The organism is Nocardia sp. NPDC056100, from assembly GCF_042266325.1.
GTDB lineage: Bacteria > Actinomycetota > Actinomycetes > Mycobacteriales > Mycobacteriaceae > Nocardia.
This window is the reverse complement of record NZ_JBHJVY010000002.1, coordinates 1,393,148-1,414,801: the sequence shown is the minus strand read 5'-3', so window position 1 is coordinate 1,414,801 and position 21,654 is coordinate 1,393,148. Positions and strand designations below refer to the sequence as shown.

The following is a 21,654-nucleotide window of genomic DNA, read 5'->3' as shown; positions in this document are numbered from 1 at the left end:
CGGATGTGTCCCGAGCCCCCGGCGTTCTCGTCGAGGTCTCGGTTCGCGGGAGTGTTCTCCAGTTCGTGACCGGCCGAGCAGAGCGATGAGGGCGATCATCGACACTTCTAGTGTTCCCTCCAGTAGACGCTTGCCTCGATCGTGTGTCAACAGCGTAGTTCTATGGACGTAGGTCTACGGCGTTAACACTGCGAGAGGGGGCTGCATCGGAAAGTGCTGCGGATAACGGACCCTCTGTACGCCGATATCGCCGCCCCGAACGGAGCAAAGCCGCGAATCTCACTGCGCCAGTGGTGAATCGCCCCGGAAGTGCGGTGAGAACGATGCGACCGTCGCTATCGCGGAGGCTCCCGCGCACAGCAGTACCGCCCACATCAGCGACTGCGTCGATGCGGTCCCTCCGAACGCGAGCAGCACGCCGGTGGTGAGCGCGATGCAGAAGGTTGCCGAAAGGCGCTGTGTCAGTTGCAGAAATGACGCGCCGACACCGTGTAGTGACGGCGGGGAGAACGCCAGGGTGACCACGCGTAGCGGCGGTTCCACCACACCACCGGATAGGCCGGAGCCGATCTGGATGGCTGACAGGATGAGGAACAGTGCCCATCCGTCACTGCACAGTGCCGCTGCCGCGCTGACCGCCAGGCAGATGGTCTGGATCACCAGGCCATAGGTGACCAGCGCCGGACCGTGAGTCACGAAAAGCCTTTGCCCCCAGCGTGCCGCCACCATCCGCGCGAGCGCCGTCGGGATCAGCGCCAGTGCGAGGGCGAGGGCGGGAATATCAGACATCTGCAGGAAGTAGACGGTCTTGATCGTGCCGAACGCCAATACGGCCCCGAACCACAGTGCCGCCACCACGTTTCCGGTGACATAGCCGCGCGATCGCATCAGCGCGGGCGTGAACAGCGGCAGCTTGCCCCGGCGCGCGTACCGTCGCTCCCACCACACGAGACCGGTGAGCAGCAATGCGCACGCGGCGATCACGGCCACGATGGTGTGCGCGGGAAGTCCGGGGTCGATGACCGGAATCGTCACCAGGACCACCAGCAAGCCCAAAGCGGCGATACCGGGCACATCGAGATCGGTCGTGCGTCGCACGCGCGGGGAGCGGGGCAGCCCTCGGAAGCCAAACACGATCGTCGCGATGGTGAACGGTATCGGCAGTAAAAGTATTATCCGCCAGGCGAATTCGGCAGGAATGAGCCACAGCGCCAGACCGGCCGCCACTGGTCCGACGATCGCGGCGGCCGCGCCCGCGGCGGTGTACCCGGCCAGTGCGCGCAGCCGGGCGGGACCGGTGAAGGTGTCCTGGATGACCGCGAGCACCTGGGCGCTGATGACCCCGGCCCCGAACCCTTGCACGAGCCTCCCGCCGATCACCCACCACGCGCTCATCGCCGTCGCCGACGCGATACCGCCGACCAGGAACAGCGCGAGCCCCGCGATGAACAATCCGCGCCGTCCGTAGGCGTCGCCCAGCCGCCCGGCAGGTGCGAGCCCGAGACCGAACATCAGCGAGAACGAGGCCAGAAACCATTGGATATCGGAGTCCGCCAGCGCGAGTGAGGATTGCACCGCCGGAGCGGTGAACGCGGCCACCGCACTGTCGAGCAGTGTCGCGAAACCCGCACCGAGACAGGACCATAACGCCGAGCGCTCGTCCGAGCGGGTGGCCGTAGGGAGCGGGTCCGTCACGTCCGCGAGCCCGACCGGGGCCGCCGCCGCTTCGGTCATCGCGGAATCGTCCCGGCCGACTGCGCACAATTCATCCGATGATGTTGTACCCACTGCTGTATTCACAACAGGTTTACGCTCGCGCTGATCGCTGCACCGGCCACCGTGTTTGAAGAATGACGGCGTGCGCCGATAGCCGTTGTGTGGCAACGGCTATCGGCTCGGGCCGGTCAGTAGTAGACCGGACCGGGAACCCCACCGCCGGCCGCGATGGCATCACCTGTGATCGCGACACTGCGCGGCGACGCCAGGAAAGCCACCACCGCAGCGACTTCCGAGGCGTCGATCACCCGGTGCAGCGAATTGCGCGCCGCCGTCTGCTCGAGCTCGGCGATCGGGGTTCCGTTCTCCCGCGACTCCGCGGTCAGCCGCTCGGTCAGTCGTTCGGTCCTGGTCAGCCCGGGATGCACCACGGTCACATTGATTCCGTGCGGCCCGAGTTCATCGGCGAGGTTCTTCGTCAGGGCCGACACCCCGACATTGCGGATGGTCTGGGCAATCGAATTGGCTTGGCGCGCACCGAGTCCGCTGATATTGATGATGCGGCCCCACCCCTGCTCGACCAGATGCGGCGCGACCGCCCGCGCGGTGCGCAGATACCCCAGCACCTTGATCTCCACCTCGCGCCGCACCACCTCATCCGAGGTCGCGGCGAGATCCGCGCTCGCGCCCGCGCTCCACGGCGTCGCCGCCGAATTCACCAGAATGTCGACCCCGCCCAATTCCTCGACGGTCCGCTCGACCAACCGCCGCACCTGCTCATCGTCACCGGTGTCGGTGGGCACCGCGATCACGCGCCGACCGGTCGCCTCCGACACCTCCCACGCGGCAGCCTCGAGCCGCTCGGCATCACGTGCCGCGATCACCAGGTCGACGCCCTCGTCCGCGAGCGCCCGCGCCACGGCCAATCCGATACCCAGGCTGCCGCCGGTGACGATCGCGCGCTTCCCATTCAGTTCCAGATCCATCCGGCGAACGCTAACAACACCGTCGCGCCGAGTGACCGGTCCCGCTCGACCTGATCCGAATCCGTCGCATTCCGCACTCGATGTGATCCGGGAGGTCGGTCGATGGTCGGCTGGAACCGCCTGCGGCGCACATCGAACCGGATCTTGTGACGAACCGTTCTAATGAATATGGCTCTTACCTTCCCTGCACGCTTCAATGGGCCGCCCGACAGCGCCAACGGCGGTTACGCCTCCGGCGCGCTGGCGCAACTCGCGCCGGGCGAGACGATGGAGGTGACACTGCGCCGCCCGCCGCCGCTTAATGTGCTGCTGCCCATCGACTCCGCGGACAACCGGTACACGCTCACCGATCAGCAGGGCGAAACCATCGCGGTCGCCGAGCCGGTGACCGAGAAGTTCGACGACCTGGAGCCACCGGTCGTCGGATTCGAATTCGATACCCAGCCCGTCTTCGCCGACCGCGAGCACCCGTTCCGCACCTGCTTCACCTGCGGACCCGATCGCGCACCCGGTGACGGCCTGCGAATCTTCAGCCGACGGGTACCCGGCCGCGACGTCCTTGCCGATCGCTGGACGCCCGACGCATCACTGACAGGCGCCGACGGCCTCGTACATCCCGAATTCGTCTGGGCCGCACTCGATTGCCCGAGCGGCTGGGCCGCCTACGATCAGCTCGCATCCGGTGAGATCGCCGTCCTCGGCCGCATGACCGCGACGATCCATCGGCGGCCCATCGCGCACGAGCCCTGCCAGATCGTGAGCTGGGCCCGCGAGCGAGACGGCCGCAAGATCAAAGCCGGTGCCGCGCTGTACACCACCGCCGGCGAACTCATGGCCGCCGCTCGCACCGTCTGGATTTCGCTGTGACCGCCCGCCGGCTCGGCGTCGCCCTCACGCCGATGGAAACCCGCCGCGAGATCATCGTCGCGACCGCCTTGCGTGCCGAGGAACTCGGCTATGAAGTCTTCTCTCTCGCCGAAGGCTGGGCCCACGACGCCACCCTGCTACTGACCGAGATCGCCACACGCACCTCACGCATCTCCCTGGTCGCGGGCGTGCTCTCGGTATGGAGCCGCACCCCCGCCACACTCGCGATGAGCGCCGCGACCCTCAACGAAATCAGCGGCGGCAGAGCAATTCTCGGCCTCGGAGCGAGCAGCCGAGCCCTGACCGAGGGCCTGCACGACATCGCATTCGAGCGACCCGCGCACCAGCTGCGCGAGGTGGCCAGCGAGGTCCGAACCATCCTCGCGGGCAACCGCGTCCACATCGATCCCACCCGACAAGCGCGCGCCCTGCGCCTGGGACTGGCCCCCGCACCCGACCTTCCGATCTGGATCGCGGCCACCGGCGACCTCACCACCCGCATCGTCGCCGACCACGCCGACGGCTGGTATCCCTTGTTCCTCACCCTCGAGCGCATGCGCGAACGAGCCGCCGAGCTGCGCCAACTACGTTCGGGCCGCCCACCCCTCACCATCACCGCCGGAGCCTTCGCAGCAGCCGCCACCGACCGCCGCTCAGCCCGCGACATCGTCGCCAGCTGCCTCGCCTGGTACATCTGCGCAATGGGCGACGGCTACGCCGACCTGATCGCCGGCCAGGGCTACAAAGACGCCGTGGAAGCCATCCGAGCCGCCAACCCCCGCCCCACCCCGACAGGCTCGGTCGTACCGCCCGAAGCAAACCCCGCACTCGACGCCCTGACCATCTACGGAACCCCCACCGAACTCCGCGAGAAACTCGACACCTGGGCATCCGGCGCCGACATCCAGATGGTTGTTCTTCCTCCCGGAATAGCCTGGGAGACAATCGAAACAACCCTGGAGGCTGCCGCGAAGTGAGGTGCGTCGATTAGACGATCTTCAGCTCGTAGTGGGCGTGGACCCAGAAGCCGCCGGGCTCGTATTCGCCTCCGAAGGATAGGACGTGGTCGCCGGGTGGGAGATCGTCGATGCTGCACCATAGGCCCCAGGCTTTGGCCTTGACGCGGCCTGTGATGCCGAAGGGGCCGCCCGCTGCTGCTGTCACGCGGAAGGATTTGGTGTTGACCACTTCCCGTATCGGGAGGGGAGTGCCGTTCAATTCCGCGTGACCGCTTGCCGCCGGGGCTGTGGGGAGTTCGGGGCGGCCGAACAGTGAGTACGGAACGGCTTGGAAGAGGTTGAATGTCGGGAAGAAGATCGGGCGGCCGTGCGGGATCGTGCACTGTCGCTTGACTTCGCCGCCGAAGGTGCCGGCCAAGAACCACACGTCCGCGGGCTGATCGATGCCCGCGAGCTCGCCCGTCTCGTCAACCACCGGATTCTTGGCGTTGGGCATCGCCATAGCCCACTGCCACCACCGAGCGGCGAGCTCGACATCCCTACCCTGCATTACCGACCACTCCGAACCTAGGAATATCAACGGATCCGTGATCACGGTAGGTAGTGCTGGTCGCAGTGCGGTATCCGACATATGTCCTATTTCCGGCACCGGTTCGCCGAACAGTCGAAGACACCTGCTCGAAGATCATCGACACTGGAGAGGTGCGCTACTTTTGCCGGGTTCCCGGCCCGCCGCTCGATGAGTACATCGACGATATCTACTGCCTGTCGGGGGTGCCGCGCCATCCTCGCGTGCTGGTGCCGCCGATGCCTTCGGCGCATTTGTTCATCAATCTCGGCGGTCCCGTCCGGATGTGGGACGGCGATGGCTCTGCGGAGCCGGTGACGCTGGTCGACGGGTGGTTCATGGGTTTGTGGACCAAACGCTTCCTGCTGGAGTATCCGGCTCGGGTGCGGCTGGTCGGAGTGCATTTCAAGCCCTGGGGGCTCTCGGCGTTCACCGACATTCCGGCGTCGGAGCTACGAGATCGCTGCGTACCCGTCGACGCGGTCTGGCAGCGCGCGCTGGACCGTATCCGTAATCAGCTCGGTGAGGTCACCGCCTCGAATGACGCGCTCGGATTCGTGGAGCGCGAGCTGCGAGCTCGCCTCGCCGAAACACCTTCGCGCACTCTCGATTTGGTGAGCTTCGCCGGTGGACGGTTGGAGCGGTCATATGGCGCGGTCCCGGTCACCGCGCTTGCCGATGACGCCGGGGTGGGAGGCAATCACCTTGCCGCGCAGTTCAAATCGCATGTCGGCCTCACGCCCAAGCGCGTGGCGCGTATCTACCGCTTCGCCCGGCTGATCCTGTCCGTCGATGCGCGACGACCCGTCGACTGGTCCGAATTCGCGCACTCCGCGGGCTATTTCGACCAGGCGCACGCCAGCCGGGAATTCAAGGACTTCACCGGCTACACCCCCACCGAATACCTCCGACTGCGGCGCAAATTTCCCGCCGCGGCCGGATTCCCGCCGGACGCCGGACCGATGCCCGCCGAGTGATTTTTTACAAGCCAGGACACCCCGCGGTGGAACAGAATCTGCACAGGCCATTGCAGAGCGACCCGAGGAGAATCAATGAGCACGGTGATCATGCACAACGTGATGTCGGTGGACGGCTTCATCGCCGACAAGAACGACGATGTCGGCCCACTCCACGAGTGGTACTTCAGCGGTGACACCCCGATCGCCGAGCCCGCGCGCGAAGAAGGCTTCGACCATTCCAGCACCGGATCCGGATTCCGGGTCTCGCGCGCCTCCGCCGCCTACGTCCGGGACACATGGGCGTCGATCGGGACGATCGTCATGGGCCGCACCCTGTTCGACCTGGTGAACGGCTGGGAGGGCGAGCCGCCCGCAGGTGACCACGTGGTCGTGGTCTCCCATCGCCCCAAACCGGAGGGCTGGCACCCCGAGGCGTCCTATCACTTCGTCAGCGACATCACGGCCGCGATAGCCAAGGCGCGTGAGCTCGCCGGTGACCGCAATGTCGCGGTGAACGCCGGACAGGTCGGCGGCCAGATCCTCGCGGCCGGTCTGATCGACGAGGTCGCGATCGACGTGGTCCCGGTGATCTTCGGATCGGGCAAACGGTACTTCGGCGATATCGATGGCCAGCATCTGCTCGAGGATCCGCACGTCGTCATCCAGGGCGAGCGGGTACTGCACCTGAAATACAAGGTCAGGCGCTGAGAGTGTGTCGGTGGGACGGCCTACGCTCGCAGCGTGCATCTGGAGCTCATCGCGGTCATCGTCGAGGAGTATGACTCCGCCATCGAATTCTTCGTCGGCGCTTTAGGTTTCGATCTCGTCGAAGACTCGCCGTCGCGGACCAACGATGGCCGTCCCAAACGATGGGTTGTGGTCCGCCCACCCGGCGGGACCACCGGAATCTTGCTTGCGCGGGCGGATGGGGACAGACAGCACCGTGCGATCGGGGAACAGGCCGCGGGGAGAGTCGGCTTCTTTCTTCGGGTCGCCGACTTCGCCGAGGCATATTGCAGCATGCGCGAGGCTGGTGTGTCGTTCGTGACCGAACCACGGACCGAGCCCTATGGACAGGTCGCAGTATTCCTCGACATCTCAGGGAACCGGTGGGATCTGCTCGGGCCACCGGACCCTGAAATGGTCTAGCCCGCAACCGCTTTCACGTTGATCAGTCGCAGCGCATAATACCCACCGACCCATCGAGACTGGTGTGGAAAAGTACGCACACCAGATGGTTCAGCGTCTGATACGCGGAGCCACTGCGCGGACCGAGAATCCCCGACTGCGACGAGGCCGACCCCGAGAGCAGCCCCCCGTCGATCGACTGTGCCCCGTCAACGGGTGCGGCCTGCGCGGTCCCCGCCAGGGGCGCGCACAGCGCGGCCGCCACGGCAAACGCTCCGACCATCTTCTTCGAATTCATAACTACCCCACAATGTCTCGAACCTGGCGCGAGCCAGTATTCAACCCCTGCCCCACCCCGGACAGCCCCGACACTCGATGCCCCTGATCCTCGGGGGCTGGGCCGCCGGGCCTGTCGTAGTCGACGAGTACATTTCTCGTGGTACGGATGCGAAGGGGTGCAGTGGAATTCGACGATGGCAGACAAGCGTGGGTGGCGGTAGCTCGGTGTATCGCACCGACCCGCACCGTTGTGGCGCAGGCGATCCTGAGCGGCGAGGACGATCCGTACGACGACCTGCGATCAGGTTTGGACGACGCCGGTATGAGCGTCTATGTCGATTGGCGGTCGAACCCCGATGACATTCGTAGCGATCTCAGCGAAATGGGTACTTTCCCCGCTGCTTTCAGCTGGGACTGGTACGCCGATTTCGTCGGCGACACCACTCTGGACTGGGACGCCACCAACGATACGATGTCGCTGCTCGAGGAGATCGGCGAGCACTGCCTCGAAATCGGCTTCGCCCTAATATCTTTGGAGCTCGACGCCGACGGCTATGACCTGACCACGATCGACTGCGCACGGCTCGAGGAACTGCTGGATCTGACGACGCAAGCGGGCAGACCGTTCCGCGTGCTCCGCAGACCGGCTTCGGCGAAGAGCACGCCGAAGCCAACCCGGCAGGCCAGGGCGACCGGCGCTGCACGATTGATGGACCTGCTGCGCGACAGCTTGACCGAGTCGATGCTGCAGGCGGGCTATTCGGTGTCTGCGCCGTTGGACGACGAGCCTGGTGAATCGTTCAAGGGGCAGCAGCTCCGATCGCGCAGATTATGGTTCTCGGCCCCGGAAGGGGAGATCGTCGGAATGACCCCGGCGATCGTGGCTTGGATCCATCGCGGAAGTGGACAGCTGGCTATCCGAGGGACAGCGTGGCTGGCGTCGTCCGCGGCGGGTGACATGGCGCGATCGGTTTCCCAGCAGGGCCTGCGGGGCGATGACGAAGTCGAGTCGGTCTCGTTCGGATATTTCGACAATCGGCACGATCCTGGCCGAGCGCTCTACCTCAGCACTGAGACCGACTTGGACTGGTGTGTCGGCAATTTCATGAACTACGTTCGCGGCCCAGTAGACCTATGGCAGTCAGCACGAGATTCGATGGACAAACTCTTCGCCCTGGCACGAACCGGCAATCCGAGGGATGCCCGCGATCCGGTCAATCCGGATTGGACGCGCCTGCGCGCTGTCGCGGTCCTGGGCATCGAGAACGGCCGCTCACAAGCCAGCGCTGAACTGCTGCAATGGTATTCGAAGCGCCCCAGGTTCGCGCCGCCGGATTCGGCCGAACGGGTGGCCGCGTTCGATGCCGTGTTGGCGCAACGTTATCCGGACTACGCCCGGTACCGGTGAGTTCGCGAAGTTCTCACGAGGAGCGAGCCTGGCGGAACCAATACTTCGCCTCGCCTCGCTCGCCCCGCTCCTTTCGCAGGCGTCCGAGGTCATTCATGGCCCCGGTGTTCCCGCGTGCCGCGGCCTCGCGGAACCATGACTCGGCCTCGCTCAGCTCGCCCCGCTTGTACAGCAGGACACCGAGATTGTGCATCGCGTCGTCACGGTCGCAGGCCGCGGCCTTGCGGAACCACGGCTCTGCCTCGCTCAGCTCATTCCGCCCGGCCAACAGCACCCCGAGGTTGTACATCGCTGCGGGGTTGTCATGGTCCGCGGCTTTACGAGTCCAGGACTCCGCCTCGTCGAGCTCATCTCGCCGAAATAACAGGCCCGCCAGGGCATTCATCGCCTCGGGATGCTCGAGTTCGGCTGCCCGGCGGAGCCATGATTCCGCTTCATCCGCCTCGCCGCGGTCGAAAAGCAGACCCCCGAGGCTGCGCATCGCGTCGGCGCTGCCGCGTGCCGCGGCCTTGTCGAGCCACGACTTCCCTTCGCTCACTTCACCGTTCTCGTAAAGCAGGCACCCGAGGTTGTGCATCGCGCCGGTGTGGTCGCGCCCCGCGGCTTTGCGGAACCAGGACTCGGCCTCGCGCAACTGGCCACGTCGAGCCAGCGCATCCCCGAGCTCGTTCATCGCTTCGGCGTCACCGCGCGCCGCCGCGCGGTCTTGCTCCTGATCTTTCTTCGGCTCCTCGGACAGGCGCTCGAGATTGCGTTTCGAGCCGGGGTTACCGCGTTCGGCCGCAGCGCGGAACCACGACATCGCCTCGCCGGCATCACCCTGCTGTAGTAGCAGCACCCCGAGATTGTGCATGGCGTACATGTCATTTCGGGCCGCGGCCTCGCGATACCACGACTCGGCCTCGCTCACCGCACCTCGTCCGTTCAGCAGGTTCGCGAGGCTGGTCATCGCATCCCTGTTGTCGAGGCCAGCGGCCCGACGAAGCCACGACTCCGCCTCATCGGCCGCACCTTGCGCTTGCAGCACGCCCGCGAGCCGAGCCATCGCATCGGTGTCACCGCGTGCCGCGGCCCTCTTGATCCGCCAAATCTGGCCTATACCAACGATATACGGCAACTGGACCCGCCTCCTCCGACCGTATGCGCCCCGCCCGAAGCCGCCACACGCGGGTTCGAACTCGCGCCGCACTCGGAATATGCGCGCTGCCAGCATATTTCACGGCACGGCTATGTGTGCTGGGCTTCGTCCACCTGGGTGAGGTAAAAGGCGTTTCGGTCGTGATCGCGGAACACGAACATCGGCGGAGCGGTCTCCCATTCGAGCAGCGCGCCGACGGTGCATCCCAGCTCGGCCAAGGCGGCATGGGCCGCCCGCGCGTCGGGGGTGCCCAACCGTATGCCGGTGTCGATTCCGGCGGGCAGGTTCTCGGAGGCGCGGACCAGGGACAGGGTCGTCTCGGACCCGGGCACGCGCATTTCCAGCCAGCGAAATCCCGGCTTTAACTCGGCGTCCAGGTGGGTCTCGAAGCCGAGTTGCCCGAACAGGGCTTTGCTGCGGTCTTGGTCGGTCACGGGCACGGCCACGGTGAGGATTCCGGTACACGTTGTGGTGATCATGGCTGTGCAGACGTTCCTCTGATCCGGAATTCATCGGTGCGCGCCGCGCCGCACGGCAACGATCGCATGGTCGAGTGTTCGACCATGGCCGGTTCAGGTCGTCTGATTGAACAGCGCCAGGCGTTCCGGGGGCATGCCGGGGCCGGGGCGGGCCTGAATCTGTTGCGGGTCGTCCACGCGTCCGCAGTGTTCGCACACCGTCTGCTGGGAGATCGAGGAGCCGCACACCGAGTGGGTGTAGAGAATCGGCGGCGAGTCGTCGGTGGCCCACTGGTCGCCCCATTCGGTCAGTGCGACCAGCGCCGGGGCCAGGGCGCGGCCCTTGGCGGTGAGCAGGTATTCGAACAGCTCGGGCTGGTCACTGTACTTGTGCCGCACCATGATTCCGGCATCGACGAACCCGTCGAGACGGCTTTTGAGAATGTTGGGGGCCACGCCGAGATCGCGCTGGAAGTCGTTGAACCGCGTCATCCCCGCGAATATGGCATCGCGAATGATCAGCAAACTCCAGCGCTCGCCGATCAGTTCCAGTGACCGCGCGATCGAGCACACCTGTGAGTCGTAGGCCTTCCCTAGCATCTGGCCATTCTAACAGGGGGCTTGCATGATGATAGTTGCCTGGTTATGGTTGCTAGCGTGATGCAAGTTCGCAGCTTGCAATCGCATCCCCGCTACCGCGGCCCGGACCAGCAGCTCCGGGTCATACGAAATTCCCCAACATGGCAAGGAGACAGTTATGTCCGCGTTCACAGTTGGCAGCATCCTGATGGGCACTACTCGGCCGCAGGAAATGCGGGAGTGGTACTGCCGAGTGCTGGCACCCGGTCACACCGGAGAGGGTCCGATTGATCTCGGCGGGATGCTGCTGGTCATCGATCAGCGCGACGATGTCGCTCCGGTCAATCTCGAACCGGGTCGAATGATCCTGAATTTCCACGTCGAAGACATCGACGCAGTGGCCGAACACATGCGCGAGGCGGGCGTGAATTGGACTGTGCCCGTGGAAGATCGCGCTATGGGCAGGTTCGGAACCTTCGCCGATCCGGACGGCAATCTGCTTCAGATCATCCAGTTCGCGCCGGATGCGCACGCGGCAATCGCGTAGTCGAATATATGGTGCTCGCGCGGTGTCTGTGAGTAGTTTGTTCGGGTATGGAGCATGAGGGACCCAGTCGTACGGCGCTCACGACCGCCTACGCCCGTGCCTATCATCAAATCGCCGACCGGCCAACGATTCTCACCGATCCGCTCGCGGCACGTCTGCTGGGCATCACCGTCGATGAGTTGATCGAAGTGGGTAAGCCCGGACCCGATCGGCCCGGCGGTGATGCGGGTCTGGGAGTCCTGCGCATGGGGGTCAGTGATCGGTCACGCCGCCTGTTCTTCGCCGCGCGTGGCCGATTCGCCGAGGATCGGGTCGCCGAGGCCGTCGCCGCCGGTGTGCGGCAGGCCGTGATCCTGGGCGCGGGCCTGGATACCTTCGCCTATCGAAACCCGCATCCCGGCCTGCGGGTATTCGAGGTCGATCATCCCGCCACCCAAACGTGGAAGCGGCAACGCCTCGCCAGAGCGAGTATCGACGTGCCCGAGCGATTAAGATTCGTACCGGTCGATTTCGAAACCGACTCGCTGGCAACACAATTGGAGTCCAGCGGATTCATCCGATCGGATCCGGCGGTATTCGTGTGGCTCGGCGTCGTGTTCTATCTGACCCCGGAAGCCGCCCGCTCCACCCTGGAATACATTGCCGGTCAAACCGCACCGGCCGAGGTCGTTTTCGATTACCTGCGGTCGGCGGACACCGATGAGGATCGCGCGCGGCTACAGGAGCGCTCGGATCGGGCGAAGGCTGTCGGGGAACCCTGGTTCAGCTATTTCACTCCCGACGGCATCGCCGCAGAACTGCGCGCGCTCGGCTTCACCGATATCGACGACCGGGCCGCGACGGAGCTCATCGCGGGATATCTCGATGGCTCCACCGAATTCAGCGGCAAACCACCCCAGGCCCTGCGGCCGGTTCGCATACTGCGCGCGAGCCGCTGAAGACGGCTCCGTGGCTCTACGGGGCCTTCTTCAACTCGACGGTCCTATTCGCATACTCCGAGGCATACGTCCCGCGCGTGTCTTGCAGTTGCACCTCGAGGTCGAGACTCTGACCTGCTGTGAAGAACGCCGGATCGGACTGGTTCTTCGAATCCCCTCCGAGGAAGCGGATGTCGTTGCGAGGCACCACTGCGGCGATCGTATGGGGTTGCGAATCGCACGCGGTATCGCTCTCGAATGAGCCCCCGACATTGCCCCGCTGATACACCCAGATCCGATTGAATTCATGGTCCCGGTCGCACGAGTAGGTAATCGATACCGTCGCCTCGGAGTTGTGATCATCTGCGGCAACGGTGGCCTCACCGATGCTGATCGAAGCCGCCGCATGGCCGATGCCGGTAACCGGCAGCATTGCCAAGATGATTCCAATGGCGAAGAGAGCGACGCGGCGGGCGAATGCGGTGCGATGCAATGCAAACCTCCGTGTTCCATCCGATACGACGGGCACACTCCGGAATCGTGAAACCACCGTATCCGCACAGCCCGCCGATCAGCCGGTATCCGCTATGACGACACGTGCCAATGTCCGCTGGTCATGAGGTCGGCAGGTTGTCATCGGGGCCGGGTTGCACCAGTCGGAAGTGTGAGTTCGCCCGTTCCATGACGCGGCTGCGGTAGCGCCCCTCGATGTGGTGGTTGTCGATGGTGCCGGATAGGACCAGGGTGTCGCCGTCCAATCGGTATCGGATGTTGGTCGGCGGGTCGGAGAGTCGCTGACGGATGGCCAGCGTTTCGTCGGTGATATCCAGTGCCCACAGGGTGGTCGCGCCCTGGGGAGTCTGGCTGACGAAACTCGTGTACTCGGTGCGATCGGTGATTGCCACGTTCGCCCACGGGCTCGGCTCCTGGCCCGTCATTGCCGCGGGCACGCCGTCGACGGTGAACGATATCGCCTCCCATTGCCCATCCAGGGACGAGCGAGGGGAGTGGATATTGATGATGGCCGGGATGGCGATTATGGCGATGAGCGCCGAATGTGCCACCACGACAAAGAATCCCAGCGATGCCGCCCCGATGCGAACCCGTCGGGTTCCCGGTGCCGCCCACAGTCGCCGCGGCGGGAGCGGCGTGGAGTTCGTGAGAACTCTGGTCACGTTCGCCCAGTAGGGGAGTGTCAGGGCGATCGCCGTCGCCAGCAGTGTTCCCGAGACGATTTTGACCGGCACGTCGTAGCAAAGGTTGAGCAGAAAGACCTGGGCCATGGCCACTATGGCCAATAGGCCGCCCGCGAGCCAGGTGCGTCGCCACAGCAGCAGCACTCCCGCCGTGATCTCCGCCAGGCCGGTGGCGATGGAGTAGGCGCTCGATGCGCCCATGAAGGTCCACAGTGTGTCCTTCAGGCCCACATCGCCGACCGACGGCAGTTGATGTGCGGGCTGGGTCATGTAACCCATCTGAATGGGTACCGCTTTCGCCATCCCATAGGCGATCAATTCGACCACGAGACCTATGCGGGCGACCTCGAATAGTGCTCGCGCCAAACGCCGATAATTATCGCGCCGACGATCGAGGGCACTCCAGAGGATCGCCGCCGCTATCCCGACGAGGAGACATCCGACCAGCGCGCACCAATCACCAAGGGTGTCACCACTGTTCGAGGTATCCATGGTGACGCTGTCCCCGCGCAAGAGCAGACTCCCGGCCTGAGCCAGCGCAGTCTTGAGCGGCATGATCAGAAGATTCAGCCCGATGATGTTGCCGTACACGAAAAGGACGAGCGCGGATCCGCCGACGGTGAACAGCAATCGGAATGCGATTCTCCCCAGCGGTGTCCATGGGAGCTCGTTCGGAATATCCGGTCGCACAGTGGAATTCGAGTCCAGCACCGAAGAGGGCATAGGTCGAACGCTAACAGCACTCAATGCGCTGCCGATATCGCCCGCAGTGCTCATTCTGCGTCATTCCCGCGGCGTATTGCGGGGGAGTCCGACACTCGCGGTGACCGCGCCGGCGCGGCAGGGGACTAGGGGTTGTCCCGGATGCCGGTCCTGCCATGTGCGCCGTTAGATGCTAATACTGAAATATGCGCATCTAAACATGAGTTCTCAACGTGGCGTAGTCCGCCCGCTGCAGCAAAAAGACAGCAAAGACGGGGGAGTCGCTGCGGCCCAGCGCGACCAATGCCCGAATGCGGAACCGCATAGGGTCGATTCGGGCGACACTATGACGTGTTCACCGCACACTCGAATCCCGTACCTGCGCACTTCTGTCAGAGGAACCCCGATGCAGTTTCCGCTCACCGTCAACGACTTCCTCGATCGCGCGCACACCGTGTATCCCGACCGGGTGGCGATCGTCGACGAACCCGATCAACCGGCGACGTCGTGGGGCGAGATCACCTACGCCCAGCTGCGAGATCGTGCGCGGTCGCAAGCCGCCGCACTGGACAGTCTGGGGGTCGCGACCGGTGCGCGTGTCGCGGTGGTATCGCAGAACTCGGCCCGGCTGCTCAGCAGCTTCTTCGGGGTGAGCGGGTGGGGGAGGGTGTTGGTACCCATCAACTTCCGGCTGACCACCGACGAAATCGCCTATATTGTCGAGCATTCCGGGGCCGAGGTGCTCATGGTCGACCCGGCGTTGAAGTCGGTGGTCGACCAGGTCGATTGCCGGGTGAAGTTCATTTTCGGGCAGGACGACGACAAGATCTGGTCGCAGTCGTGTGAACCCGCTGCCTGGCAGGAGATTTCGGAGTCCGCGACCGCGACGATCAACTACACCTCGGGTACGACCGCGCGCCCGAAAGGCGTGCAGCTGACACATCGCAACCTGTGGCTCAATGCGACCGTGTTCGGCTGGCATACCGGCGTCAGTGATCGCGATGTCTATCTGCACACCCTGCCGATGTTCCACGCCAACGGCTGGGGCCAGCCGTTCGCCGCGACCGCGATGGGCGTCAAACAGGTCGTGATCCGCCAGATCGACGGCGCGGAGATCCTGCGCCGGATCGAGGAGCACGGGGTCACCTATCTGTGCGCAGCCCCCGCGGTGATCAGCGCGGTGCTCGATGCCGCCCGCACCTGGGAGGGCCCGATCCCCGGCCGCGACCGAGTCCGCGCGATTGTCGCGGGCGCGCCGCCGCCGACCCGGGTGATCGAGCAGGTGCGCGCCGAGTTGGGCTGGGAGTTCATTCAGATCTACGGCCTCACCGAAACCTCACCGCTGCTGACGATCTCACGCATGCGCGCCGAATGGGATGAGCTGCCCGCGCCGCAGCAGGCACGTCTGCTCGGGCGCGCGGGTGCTCCGGCACTGGGTGTGCGGATCGATGTCGATGCGACCGGTGAGGTACTGGCGCAGTCCAATCACAATCTACTGGGGTACTGGAACAATCCCGCGGCTACCGAGGAAGCGTTGGCGGGCAATTGGTTTCACACCGGTGACGGCGGCACGATCGCGGACGGGTATCTCACGATCACCGACCGCAAGAAGGATGTGATCATCACCGGCGGTGAGAATGTGTCTTCGATCGAAGTCGAGGATGTTCTCCTGTTGCATGATGCGGTCCGTGAAGCGGCGGTCATCGGTGTCGCCGACGAGAAGTGGGGCGAGCTGGTCACGGCCCTGGTGGTGGTCGCTGGCGAGGTCACCGCCGAGGAGTTGATCGCGCACTGCCGCACCCATCTGGCCGGCTACAAAACCCCGAAACGCATCGAATTCCGTACCGAACTGGCACGCACAGCCACCGGCAAATTGCAGAAGTTCAAACTGCGCCAACAGTTCTCGGATGGTGTAGGGCCGCAATGAGTTCCCGTCCATAGACGATGCTGCAGGTCGACGTCAGCTGAGCCTGGTACGCACGCGGCATTCGCGGTTGCATTTCTGTGCGCCCGAATAGCTCATGATCAGCTGATGGCAGAATTCGGCTCGGGTAATGACACAGCATCGAAGGGATTTGCCGATATGTCGACCGAGCCGGTCATCGGACGCTCCGCCACGTCGGCGATCACGAGGTTCGGGCTGGGTACGGCCGCGGTCGGGCGGCCCGGGTACATCACGCTGGGGCGGGATCTGGATTTGCCCGCTGATCGCAGTGTCGAGGCGTTGCGCGCGCGGACGCATGCGTTGTTGGATGCGGCGTGGGCGGCGGGGGTGCGGTATTTCGATACCGCGCGCTCGTATGGGCGGGCGGAGGAGTTCGTGGGCGCATGGCTGGCTTCGCGGCCCGAGGTGGCCGGGGAGGTGGTCGTGGGGAGCAAATGGGGGTACACGTACACCGCGGATTGGCAGGCGTCCGGGGTGTCGGTGCATGAGGTGAAGAAACATGCGGTCGAGGTGTTCGATCGGCAGATCGGTGAGACGCGGGCGGCGCTGGGCGGCAATCCCGATGTGTACCTGGTGCATTCGGTTACCCCGGACAGTCCGGCGCTGAGCGATCCGGCGCTGCTGGCTCGGTTGGCGGCGCTGGCGGGGGAGGGTGTGCGGGTCGGGTTGTCGACCAGTGGACCGGCGCAGGCGCAGGTTGTTCGTGCGGCGCTCGAGGTGAGCGTGGAGGGGCGGCCGCTGTTCGCGGCGGTGCAGTCCACCTGGAATCTGCTCGAGCCGTCGGTGGGTCCGGCTCTGGCCGAGGCGCATTCGGCCGGATGGCTGGTGGTGGTGAAGGAGGCGATGGCCAATGGGCGGCTCGCGGGCCGCAATGCGGTCGGTCCCGCTCTGGCCGCGTTGCGCGACCAGAGCGCTGCGGCGGGTGTGCCCGAGGATGCTGTCGCGCTGGCCGCGGCCGCCGCTCAGCCGTGGGCCGATATCGTGCTCTCGGGTGCGGCGACCTTGGATCAGTTGGCTTCCAACCTGATTGCCGCCGAGGTAACCTTCGCTCCCGGTGCGTTGGCCGAGCTGGCCGGGCTCGCCGAACCTGCCGAGTCCTACTGGCAAACGCGCTCTGTATTGCCCTGGGAATGAATGGATTTCGCGCCGGGCGGTGATTCGACGACACCCGCTCAGTTGCGGATGTGGACCGCGATGACCCCGCCCGGGCGTTCCTCGATCCGGATGTGGGTCAGGTCGTGCACGTGAGCGGTGGGGTTGAATGCCCCCGCGCGCGGTCCGACGCCGACCACCCGCATCCCTGCGGCTTTTCCGGCGGCGATGCCCGCTTCGGAGTCCTCGAAGACCAGGCAATCCTGGGCTGCCAGACCGAGTTCGGCCGCGGCTTTGAGGAAGCCTTCGGGGTCGGGTTTGCTCAGGTTCACCGATTCGGCGGTGATCCGGATCGTGGGGATCGGCAGTCCGGCCGCGCCCATGCGCGCGGTGGTGAGCGCGTTGTTGGCCGAGGTCACCAGTGCGTGGGGGAGTCGGTCCAGGGCCGCCATGAACGCCGGTGCTCCCGGGATCGGCACCACGCCCTCGACGATTCGGGTTTCTTCGGCGAGCATGCGGGCGTTGTCGGCGAGGTTCAGCGCGGTATCGCGGTCGGGGAGCAGTTGGGCCATCGTGGCCCAGCCTTGGCGGCCGTGCGCGACCGCGAGCACATCCTCGATCGGTAGTCCGTGGGTGGCGGCCCAACCCCGCCACAGGTGTTCCACCACGGCTTCGGAGTTCACCAGGGTGCTGTCCATGTCCAGTAGCAGGCCGCGAGCAGTGAGCGTGGTGTCAGCTGTCATGTACTGGTTATAACCGGGTTGTCGAGGTGGTGCAACGGACTTCACGGCTAGTCGGTGCGCACACGCGTGCGCCGCGGCATCGGTGCGGGTGCGGGCGTGCGGGGTGTGCCTGGCAGAGGACGCATCATTGCGCACGATGCCGGGGCCGGGTGCGCGGCAACCCGATTCCCGCTCACCCGTCCAGGGAAAGTCGCCGCGGGAGCAGCGGATCATCGGGTGCGGGCGCCGGTGCGGCCTGTTCGGCCTGGACCTCGATGTCGATCTGCGTTCGCCGCCCACCCGGATCCCACATCTCCTGGAACGGACCCAGCACCGAACCGCCGCCGAGGCGTAATCGTCGTGCCCGCATCACGATCAGTGCGAACGCCCCGGCGAACAGGACGATCGGTGATAGCGCCACGGCGATGGCCACGACCGTCTCCATGCCCGGATGCTACGTGGGTGCGACCCAGCGCCCGGCCCGCATGATGCCGGTCAACTGACTACATTCAGCGCATGGCATTCGCGAGGTACATCAACCCCGACACCATGCCCAGCAACCCGGCGTTCACTCAGGCGGTGCGGGTTCCGGCGGGCGCGGACACGATCTATATCGGCGGCCAGAACGGCCTCGACGCTTCCGGGCAGTTGGCGGGCACCGACGACGTCGGCGCACAGACGCACCAGGCGCTGCTGAACCTGGTGAGCTGTCTCGACGCCGCCGGTGCGAGCATCGAGAACGTCGTGAAATGGACCGTTCTGATTGTCGACGGCCACGATGTGCGCGCGGGATTCGCCGCGTTCGAGCAGGTGTGGGGCGGGCGTCCGAACCCGCCCGCGATCACCGTGGCCAAGGTCGCCGGTCTCGCGATCCCGGGCGCCCTGGTCGAAATCGACGCGGTGGCAGCAGTTCTGCCCTAGCGCAGCGAAATGTGCCTGGGCACAAAGGTTTTCACAAGGTCCTCACAAGGATGCCGCGCTTACATGCCTTATGGACCGAACATCTTGCACTGCAACGGAATCCACTCCCGGTGCGGACGTGGCCGATCAGGACGCCACGGCGACCTCCTGGGCAACGCGCACCGGACTGACCGCCCTGGTGATCGCCGGGCTCGTGCTGGGCACCGCACCGGCCCACGCGAACGGCCCGGTGCCCAACGCATGCCTGGTCATCGAGAACCAGACATCGAACGGCCTGACGGTCCGGCTGGACAACCGGCTGTTCCAGGGCGATAGCTGGAAGATCGGCCCGAACGTCACCACCATCCTCACCCTCGCGGACGGCAGTCCCATCGCCACCGCCGACGGCGACTGGAGCATCTACGCTCCCACGGGTAGCTGGCGCTACGAATCTCGCTGGGACCGCGATCGCGGATGCAACGGCTCCTGGGTCTACACGGTGTCGTGAGCTCACGAGATCCGCACCGGTGGTTCGCATTCGGGGGAGCATCTCGTTACGTCACCGCTGAGCAGCTCCGGTGATGCGATGGCGGGTCGGCTCATCGGGCTCAGCCGACCAGGACGGGTTCGGCTGATACCGGGGGAACCGGGGTGCGGCGACGGTTGCGGAGGTGGCCGGCGGCCACCGTGAGCAGGCCGAGTGTGCACATGCCCGCGCCGACCCAGGCGGTGGAGCGGTAGCCGAGTCCGGCGGCGACGGCGAGTCCGGCGAGCCAGGGCGCGAGGGTGTTTCCCACGTTGAAGGCCGAGGTCACCAGGGCGCCGCCGAGGGTGCGCACCTGGCCCAGATGCGCGTATACCCGGACGTTGATCGCGGGATTGGTGGCCAGGCCGAACAGTCCCATCAGGAATACGAGCACGATGACCGGGATCGGATGGCTCGCGAACGCCGCGATGCCGATGCAGGACAGCAGAACTCCGCTCGCGCCGAGGTACAGGGTCGGGAACGGGTGTGCGTCGGCCACCCGGCCACCGACGATGATGCCGATCAGCGAGCCGACGCCGAATAGGGCCAGCACCACCGGAACCCAGCTCGCGTCCAGGCCGGTGTCGGTGGTGAGCATGGCGCCGAGGTAGCTGAACGATGCCATCATCGAACTGAAGATCAGGGCGCTGGTGCCGTAGACGATCCAGAGTCCGGGATCGGCGAGGCTGCGCAGTTCGTCGGTGAATCTCGGTACGGCCCTGGGGGTTTCGTCGCCCGGTCGGCGCGGTGCGGTGCGCACGCTGACCGCGACACCGGCCGCGGCCACCGCAGCCAGCGCGGCCACGGTCCAGAATGCGCTGCGCCAGCCCAGTTGTTGGCCGATCACGGTGCCGAGCGGGACGCCCAGCACGGTCGATACGGTGATGCCGCCGATCACGATCGACAGCGCCCGCCCGGCTCGATGCGCACCGACGAGGTCGACCGCGGTCACCGCGGCGACGCCGAAGAACCCGGCGCAGGCGATCGCGCCGATCACTCTGGTGGTGAACAGCAGCGGGTAGCCGGTGGCCACCGCGCCCACCATATGGGCGGCGATGAATACGGCCAGAAAGCTCAGCAGGGCACGGCGTTTGGGCCAGCGCAGCGTCGCCATCGCGAGCAGGGGCGCGCCGATCACCATACCGATGGCGTAGGCCGAGATCAGCAGGCCCGCATCGGGTATGGACACGTTCAGATCGTGCGCCATTTCCGGCAGCAGCCCCGACAGCATGAATTCCGATGTGCCCTGCGCGAATATCGCGAAGCCGAGTACGTAGATGGCCACTGGCATGACGGTCCCTTCCTCATCAGTTTTAGATCGATCAGTCCATAACTAGGGCGCGCGAAAGTCCGCGCCTCCCGGGCGGGTCAGGTCAGAGCGCGTCGAGTGCGTTGGTCGCGATGGATTCCAAGGTCGCCCGATCCGCGCCCCCGCGCGCGGCCACCTGCATGCCGCTGATCGTGGCGATCACGAAATGCGCCAACCCGAGCGAATCACGGTCGGCGGCAATCTCTTTGCGGTGGCGGCCGGCGTCGAAGGCTGCGCGCAGGGTCTGCACCCGCACATCCAGATCACGTCGCAGCGCGCGGGCGATCTGCGGATCATGCGGTGCGAGTTCGACCATCGAGTTCACCACCAGACAGCCCGGCGGCTCCTCGATCTCCTGATCGATCACCCGCCACAGCAATGCGCGCATCTTGTCCCGCACCGGCGCGTCACCACTCATGAGCTCTAGCACCGGCGCGTTCTTCTGCTCCATATAGCGGCGCAGCGCCTTGTCGAACAGCGCGTTCTTGGAGTGGAAGGTGTTGTAGATACTGCTGCGTCCCAACCCCGTTGCCGCGCACAGGTCCGCGGTCGAGGTGGCTTCGTAGCCGGACGCCCAGAACGTCCGCATCGCCGCCTCGACCGCCCGGTCCTCGTCGAAGTTCCTCGGTCGCGCCATGAGCAAGACGCTATCACAGTTTTGGACTGATCGTCTCAATACTGCACGCTATCCGAGTGCGTGACGCCCTGGTCGAGATGATGACATCCGGCGCGCGGCGGGTGGCCTGCGGCGAG

25 protein-coding genes are annotated in these 21,654 nt (G+C 65.5%); 12 read left to right on the top strand and 13 right to left on the bottom strand.

Translation table 11 applies throughout. The features are described 5' to 3' along the window. Positions 1-279: 279 nt before the first annotated feature. Together ACFC0O_RS18755 and ACFC0O_RS18750 are read right to left on the bottom strand one after the other, a co-directional pair. Positions 280-1,734 carry an MFS transporter gene (locus ACFC0O_RS18755; RefSeq protein WP_375959381.1) on the bottom strand — a complete coding sequence of 485 codons (1,455 nt, stop codon included), beginning with the start codon at positions 1,732-1,734 and terminating at the stop codon, positions 280-282. Positions 1,735-1,904: 170 nt separating this feature from the next. Beyond that, positions 1,905-2,702: an SDR family NAD(P)-dependent oxidoreductase gene (locus tag ACFC0O_RS18750; protein WP_375959379.1), complete on the bottom strand. Its 798-nt coding sequence runs from the start codon at positions 2,700-2,702 to the stop codon at positions 1,905-1,907. Between the two features lie 168 nt (positions 2,703-2,870). Here ACFC0O_RS18750 and ACFC0O_RS18745 point away from each other — a divergent pair, with 168 nt between their 5' ends. Both ACFC0O_RS18745 and ACFC0O_RS18740 read left to right on the top strand, forming a co-directional pair. Further along, positions 2,871-3,569, top strand: a complete 699-nt coding sequence (locus ACFC0O_RS18745; RefSeq protein ID WP_375959377.1) for a PaaI family thioesterase — start codon at positions 2,871-2,873, stop codon at positions 3,567-3,569. Next, positions 3,566-4,546: an LLM class flavin-dependent oxidoreductase gene (locus tag ACFC0O_RS18740; RefSeq protein ID WP_375959375.1), complete on the top strand. Its 981-nt coding sequence runs from the start codon at positions 3,566-3,568 to the stop codon at positions 4,544-4,546. The genes ACFC0O_RS18745 and ACFC0O_RS18740 overlap by 4 nt, the downstream gene beginning before the upstream one ends. 10 nt (positions 4,547-4,556) lie before the next feature. On the opposite strand, the gene ACFC0O_RS18735 is transcribed toward ACFC0O_RS18740, so the two are convergent. Further along, the gene (locus tag ACFC0O_RS18735; protein WP_375959373.1) at positions 4,557-5,030 is read right to left on the bottom strand and encodes a hypothetical protein; all 474 of its coding nucleotides are present in this window, start codon (positions 5,028-5,030) and stop codon (positions 4,557-4,559) included. A gap of 200 nt (positions 5,031-5,230) precedes the next feature. Between ACFC0O_RS18735 and ACFC0O_RS18730 the strand changes: the two genes are divergently transcribed. From ACFC0O_RS18730 to ACFC0O_RS18720, 3 genes are all read left to right on the top strand, one after another. Beyond that, complete coding sequence (locus ACFC0O_RS18730; RefSeq protein WP_375959371.1) at positions 5,231-6,073, top strand: DUF6597 domain-containing transcriptional factor; 843 nt, start codon at positions 5,231-5,233, stop codon at positions 6,071-6,073. A 75-nt stretch (positions 6,074-6,148) separates the two neighbouring features. Beyond that, on the top strand, positions 6,149-6,763 hold the full coding sequence (locus tag ACFC0O_RS18725; RefSeq protein ID WP_375959369.1) for a dihydrofolate reductase family protein: 615 nt from the start codon (positions 6,149-6,151) through the stop codon (positions 6,761-6,763). Between the two features lie 33 nt (positions 6,764-6,796). Beyond that, positions 6,797-7,204: a VOC family protein gene (locus tag ACFC0O_RS18720; protein ID WP_375959367.1), complete on the top strand. Its 408-nt coding sequence runs from the start codon at positions 6,797-6,799 to the stop codon at positions 7,202-7,204. A gap of 22 nt (positions 7,205-7,226) precedes the next feature. Here ACFC0O_RS18720 and ACFC0O_RS18715 read toward each other — a convergent pair whose 3' ends face one another. Continuing rightward, positions 7,227-7,481 (bottom strand): hypothetical protein, encoded by a 255-nt coding sequence (locus ACFC0O_RS18715; protein ID WP_375959365.1) that lies wholly within the window; start codon positions 7,479-7,481, stop codon positions 7,227-7,229. Between the two features lie 162 nt (positions 7,482-7,643). Here ACFC0O_RS18715 and ACFC0O_RS18710 point away from each other — a divergent pair, with 162 nt between their 5' ends. After that, a complete protein-coding gene (locus tag ACFC0O_RS18710; protein WP_375959363.1) occupies positions 7,644-8,870 on the top strand; it encodes a hypothetical protein in 1,227 nt (408 codons plus the stop codon). Between the two features lie 13 nt (positions 8,871-8,883). Here ACFC0O_RS18710 and ACFC0O_RS18705 read toward each other — a convergent pair whose 3' ends face one another. From ACFC0O_RS18705 to ACFC0O_RS18695, 3 genes are all read right to left on the bottom strand, one after another. Continuing rightward, on the bottom strand, positions 8,884-9,987 hold the full coding sequence (locus tag ACFC0O_RS18705) for a tetratricopeptide repeat protein (RefSeq protein ID WP_375959361.1): 1,104 nt from the start codon (positions 9,985-9,987) through the stop codon (positions 8,884-8,886). Positions 9,988-10,097: 110 nt separating this feature from the next. Beyond that, on the bottom strand, positions 10,098-10,487 hold the full coding sequence (locus ACFC0O_RS18700) for a VOC family protein (protein ID WP_375959360.1): 390 nt from the start codon (positions 10,485-10,487) through the stop codon (positions 10,098-10,100). A 93-nt stretch (positions 10,488-10,580) separates the two neighbouring features. After that, positions 10,581-11,066 carry a winged helix-turn-helix transcriptional regulator gene (locus tag ACFC0O_RS18695; RefSeq protein ID WP_375959358.1) on the bottom strand — a complete coding sequence of 162 codons (486 nt, stop codon included), beginning with the start codon at positions 11,064-11,066 and terminating at the stop codon, positions 10,581-10,583. Between the two features lie 157 nt (positions 11,067-11,223). On the opposite strand from ACFC0O_RS18695, the gene ACFC0O_RS18690 reads away from it, so the two are divergent. Both ACFC0O_RS18690 and ACFC0O_RS18685 read left to right on the top strand, forming a co-directional pair. Next, a complete protein-coding gene (locus tag ACFC0O_RS18690; RefSeq protein ID WP_375959356.1) occupies positions 11,224-11,592 on the top strand; it encodes a VOC family protein in 369 nt (122 codons plus the stop codon). A gap of 47 nt (positions 11,593-11,639) precedes the next feature. Beyond that, positions 11,640-12,530 carry a class I SAM-dependent methyltransferase gene (locus tag ACFC0O_RS18685; protein WP_375959354.1) on the top strand — a complete coding sequence of 297 codons (891 nt, stop codon included), beginning with the start codon at positions 11,640-11,642 and terminating at the stop codon, positions 12,528-12,530. A 16-nt stretch (positions 12,531-12,546) separates the two neighbouring features. Here the strand turns inward: ACFC0O_RS18685 and ACFC0O_RS18680 are convergent, their stop codons facing one another. Further along, positions 12,547-13,002: a hypothetical protein gene (locus ACFC0O_RS18680; RefSeq protein WP_375959352.1), complete on the bottom strand. Its 456-nt coding sequence runs from the start codon at positions 13,000-13,002 to the stop codon at positions 12,547-12,549. A 121-nt stretch (positions 13,003-13,123) separates the two neighbouring features. Continuing rightward, on the bottom strand, positions 13,124-14,428 hold the full coding sequence (locus tag ACFC0O_RS18675; RefSeq protein ID WP_375959350.1) for a hypothetical protein: 1,305 nt from the start codon (positions 14,426-14,428) through the stop codon (positions 13,124-13,126). A 385-nt stretch (positions 14,429-14,813) separates the two neighbouring features. Here ACFC0O_RS18675 and ACFC0O_RS18670 point away from each other — a divergent pair, with 385 nt between their 5' ends. Both ACFC0O_RS18670 and ACFC0O_RS18665 read left to right on the top strand, forming a co-directional pair. Next, complete coding sequence (locus tag ACFC0O_RS18670; protein ID WP_375960758.1) at positions 14,814-16,334, top strand: AMP-binding protein; 1,521 nt, start codon at positions 14,814-14,816, stop codon at positions 16,332-16,334. A 156-nt stretch (positions 16,335-16,490) separates the two neighbouring features. Then, positions 16,491-17,486 carry an aldo/keto reductase gene (locus tag ACFC0O_RS18665; protein ID WP_375959348.1) on the top strand — a complete coding sequence of 332 codons (996 nt, stop codon included), beginning with the start codon at positions 16,491-16,493 and terminating at the stop codon, positions 17,484-17,486. 38 nt (positions 17,487-17,524) lie between these two features. Here ACFC0O_RS18665 and ACFC0O_RS18660 read toward each other — a convergent pair whose 3' ends face one another. Both ACFC0O_RS18660 and ACFC0O_RS18655 read right to left on the bottom strand, forming a co-directional pair. Next, positions 17,525-18,187: an HAD-IA family hydrolase gene (locus ACFC0O_RS18660; protein WP_375959346.1), complete on the bottom strand. Its 663-nt coding sequence runs from the start codon at positions 18,185-18,187 to the stop codon at positions 17,525-17,527. Between the two features lie 172 nt (positions 18,188-18,359). Continuing rightward, on the bottom strand, positions 18,360-18,611 hold the full coding sequence (locus ACFC0O_RS18655) for a hypothetical protein (protein WP_375959344.1): 252 nt from the start codon (positions 18,609-18,611) through the stop codon (positions 18,360-18,362). A 71-nt stretch (positions 18,612-18,682) separates the two neighbouring features. Here ACFC0O_RS18655 and ACFC0O_RS18650 point away from each other — a divergent pair, with 71 nt between their 5' ends. Continuing rightward, positions 18,683-19,087 carry a RidA family protein gene (locus tag ACFC0O_RS18650; RefSeq protein ID WP_375959342.1) on the top strand — a complete coding sequence of 135 codons (405 nt, stop codon included), beginning with the start codon at positions 18,683-18,685 and terminating at the stop codon, positions 19,085-19,087. Between the two features lie 118 nt (positions 19,088-19,205). After that, the gene (locus tag ACFC0O_RS18645; protein ID WP_375959340.1) at positions 19,206-19,574 is read left to right on the top strand and encodes a hypothetical protein; all 369 of its coding nucleotides are present in this window, start codon (positions 19,206-19,208) and stop codon (positions 19,572-19,574) included. Positions 19,575-19,674: 100 nt separating this feature from the next. Here the strand turns inward: ACFC0O_RS18645 and ACFC0O_RS18640 are convergent, their stop codons facing one another. Both ACFC0O_RS18640 and ACFC0O_RS18635 read right to left on the bottom strand, forming a co-directional pair. Beyond that, entirely contained in the window at positions 19,675-20,883 is a 1,209-nt protein-coding gene (locus ACFC0O_RS18640; RefSeq protein ID WP_375959338.1) for a Cmx/CmrA family chloramphenicol efflux MFS transporter, read from the bottom strand. An 82-nt stretch (positions 20,884-20,965) separates the two neighbouring features. Beyond that, positions 20,966-21,538: a TetR/AcrR family transcriptional regulator gene (locus tag ACFC0O_RS18635; protein ID WP_375959336.1), complete on the bottom strand. Its 573-nt coding sequence runs from the start codon at positions 21,536-21,538 to the stop codon at positions 20,966-20,968. Positions 21,539-21,654 lie beyond the last annotated feature (116 nt).

Coding starts and splice junctions, on each gene's coding strand:
- ACFC0O_RS18755 (WP_375959381.1), bottom strand. CDS start 1,734: ATGACCGAAGCGGCGGCGGCCCCGGTCGGGCTCGCGGACGTGACGGAC.
- ACFC0O_RS18750 (WP_375959379.1), bottom strand. CDS start 2,702: ATGGATCTGGAACTGAATGGGAAGCGCGCGATCGTCACCGGCGGCAGC.
- ACFC0O_RS18745 (WP_375959377.1), top strand. CDS start 2,871: ATGGCTCTTACCTTCCCTGCACGCTTCAATGGGCCGCCCGACAGCGCC.
- ACFC0O_RS18735 (WP_375959373.1), bottom strand. CDS start 5,030: ATGGCGATGCCCAACGCCAAGAATCCGGTGGTTGACGAGACGGGCGAG.
- ACFC0O_RS18725 (WP_375959369.1), top strand. CDS start 6,149: ATGAGCACGGTGATCATGCACAACGTGATGTCGGTGGACGGCTTCATC.
- ACFC0O_RS18715 (WP_375959365.1), bottom strand. CDS start 7,481: ATGAATTCGAAGAAGATGGTCGGAGCGTTTGCCGTGGCGGCCGCGCTG.
- ACFC0O_RS18700 (WP_375959360.1), bottom strand. CDS start 10,487: ATGATCACCACAACGTGTACCGGAATCCTCACCGTGGCCGTGCCCGTG.
- ACFC0O_RS18695 (WP_375959358.1), bottom strand. CDS start 11,066: ATGCTAGGGAAGGCCTACGACTCACAGGTGTGCTCGATCGCGCGGTCA.
- ACFC0O_RS18690 (WP_375959356.1), top strand. CDS start 11,224: ATGTCCGCGTTCACAGTTGGCAGCATCCTGATGGGCACTACTCGGCCG.
- ACFC0O_RS18685 (WP_375959354.1), top strand. CDS start 11,640: ATGGAGCATGAGGGACCCAGTCGTACGGCGCTCACGACCGCCTACGCC.
- ACFC0O_RS18675 (WP_375959350.1), bottom strand. CDS start 14,428: ATGCCCTCTTCGGTGCTGGACTCGAATTCCACTGTGCGACCGGATATT.
- ACFC0O_RS18670 (WP_375960758.1), top strand. CDS start 14,814: ATGCAGTTTCCGCTCACCGTCAACGACTTCCTCGATCGCGCGCACACC.
- ACFC0O_RS18665 (WP_375959348.1), top strand. CDS start 16,491: ATGTCGACCGAGCCGGTCATCGGACGCTCCGCCACGTCGGCGATCACG.
- ACFC0O_RS18660 (WP_375959346.1), bottom strand. CDS start 18,187: ATGACAGCTGACACCACGCTCACTGCTCGCGGCCTGCTACTGGACATG.
- ACFC0O_RS18655 (WP_375959344.1), bottom strand. CDS start 18,611: ATGGAGACGGTCGTGGCCATCGCCGTGGCGCTATCACCGATCGTCCTG.
- ACFC0O_RS18650 (WP_375959342.1), top strand. CDS start 18,683: ATGGCATTCGCGAGGTACATCAACCCCGACACCATGCCCAGCAACCCG.
- ACFC0O_RS18640 (WP_375959338.1), bottom strand. CDS start 20,883: ATGCCAGTGGCCATCTACGTACTCGGCTTCGCGATATTCGCGCAGGGC.
- ACFC0O_RS18635 (WP_375959336.1), bottom strand. CDS start 21,538: ATGGCGCGACCGAGGAACTTCGACGAGGACCGGGCGGTCGAGGCGGCG.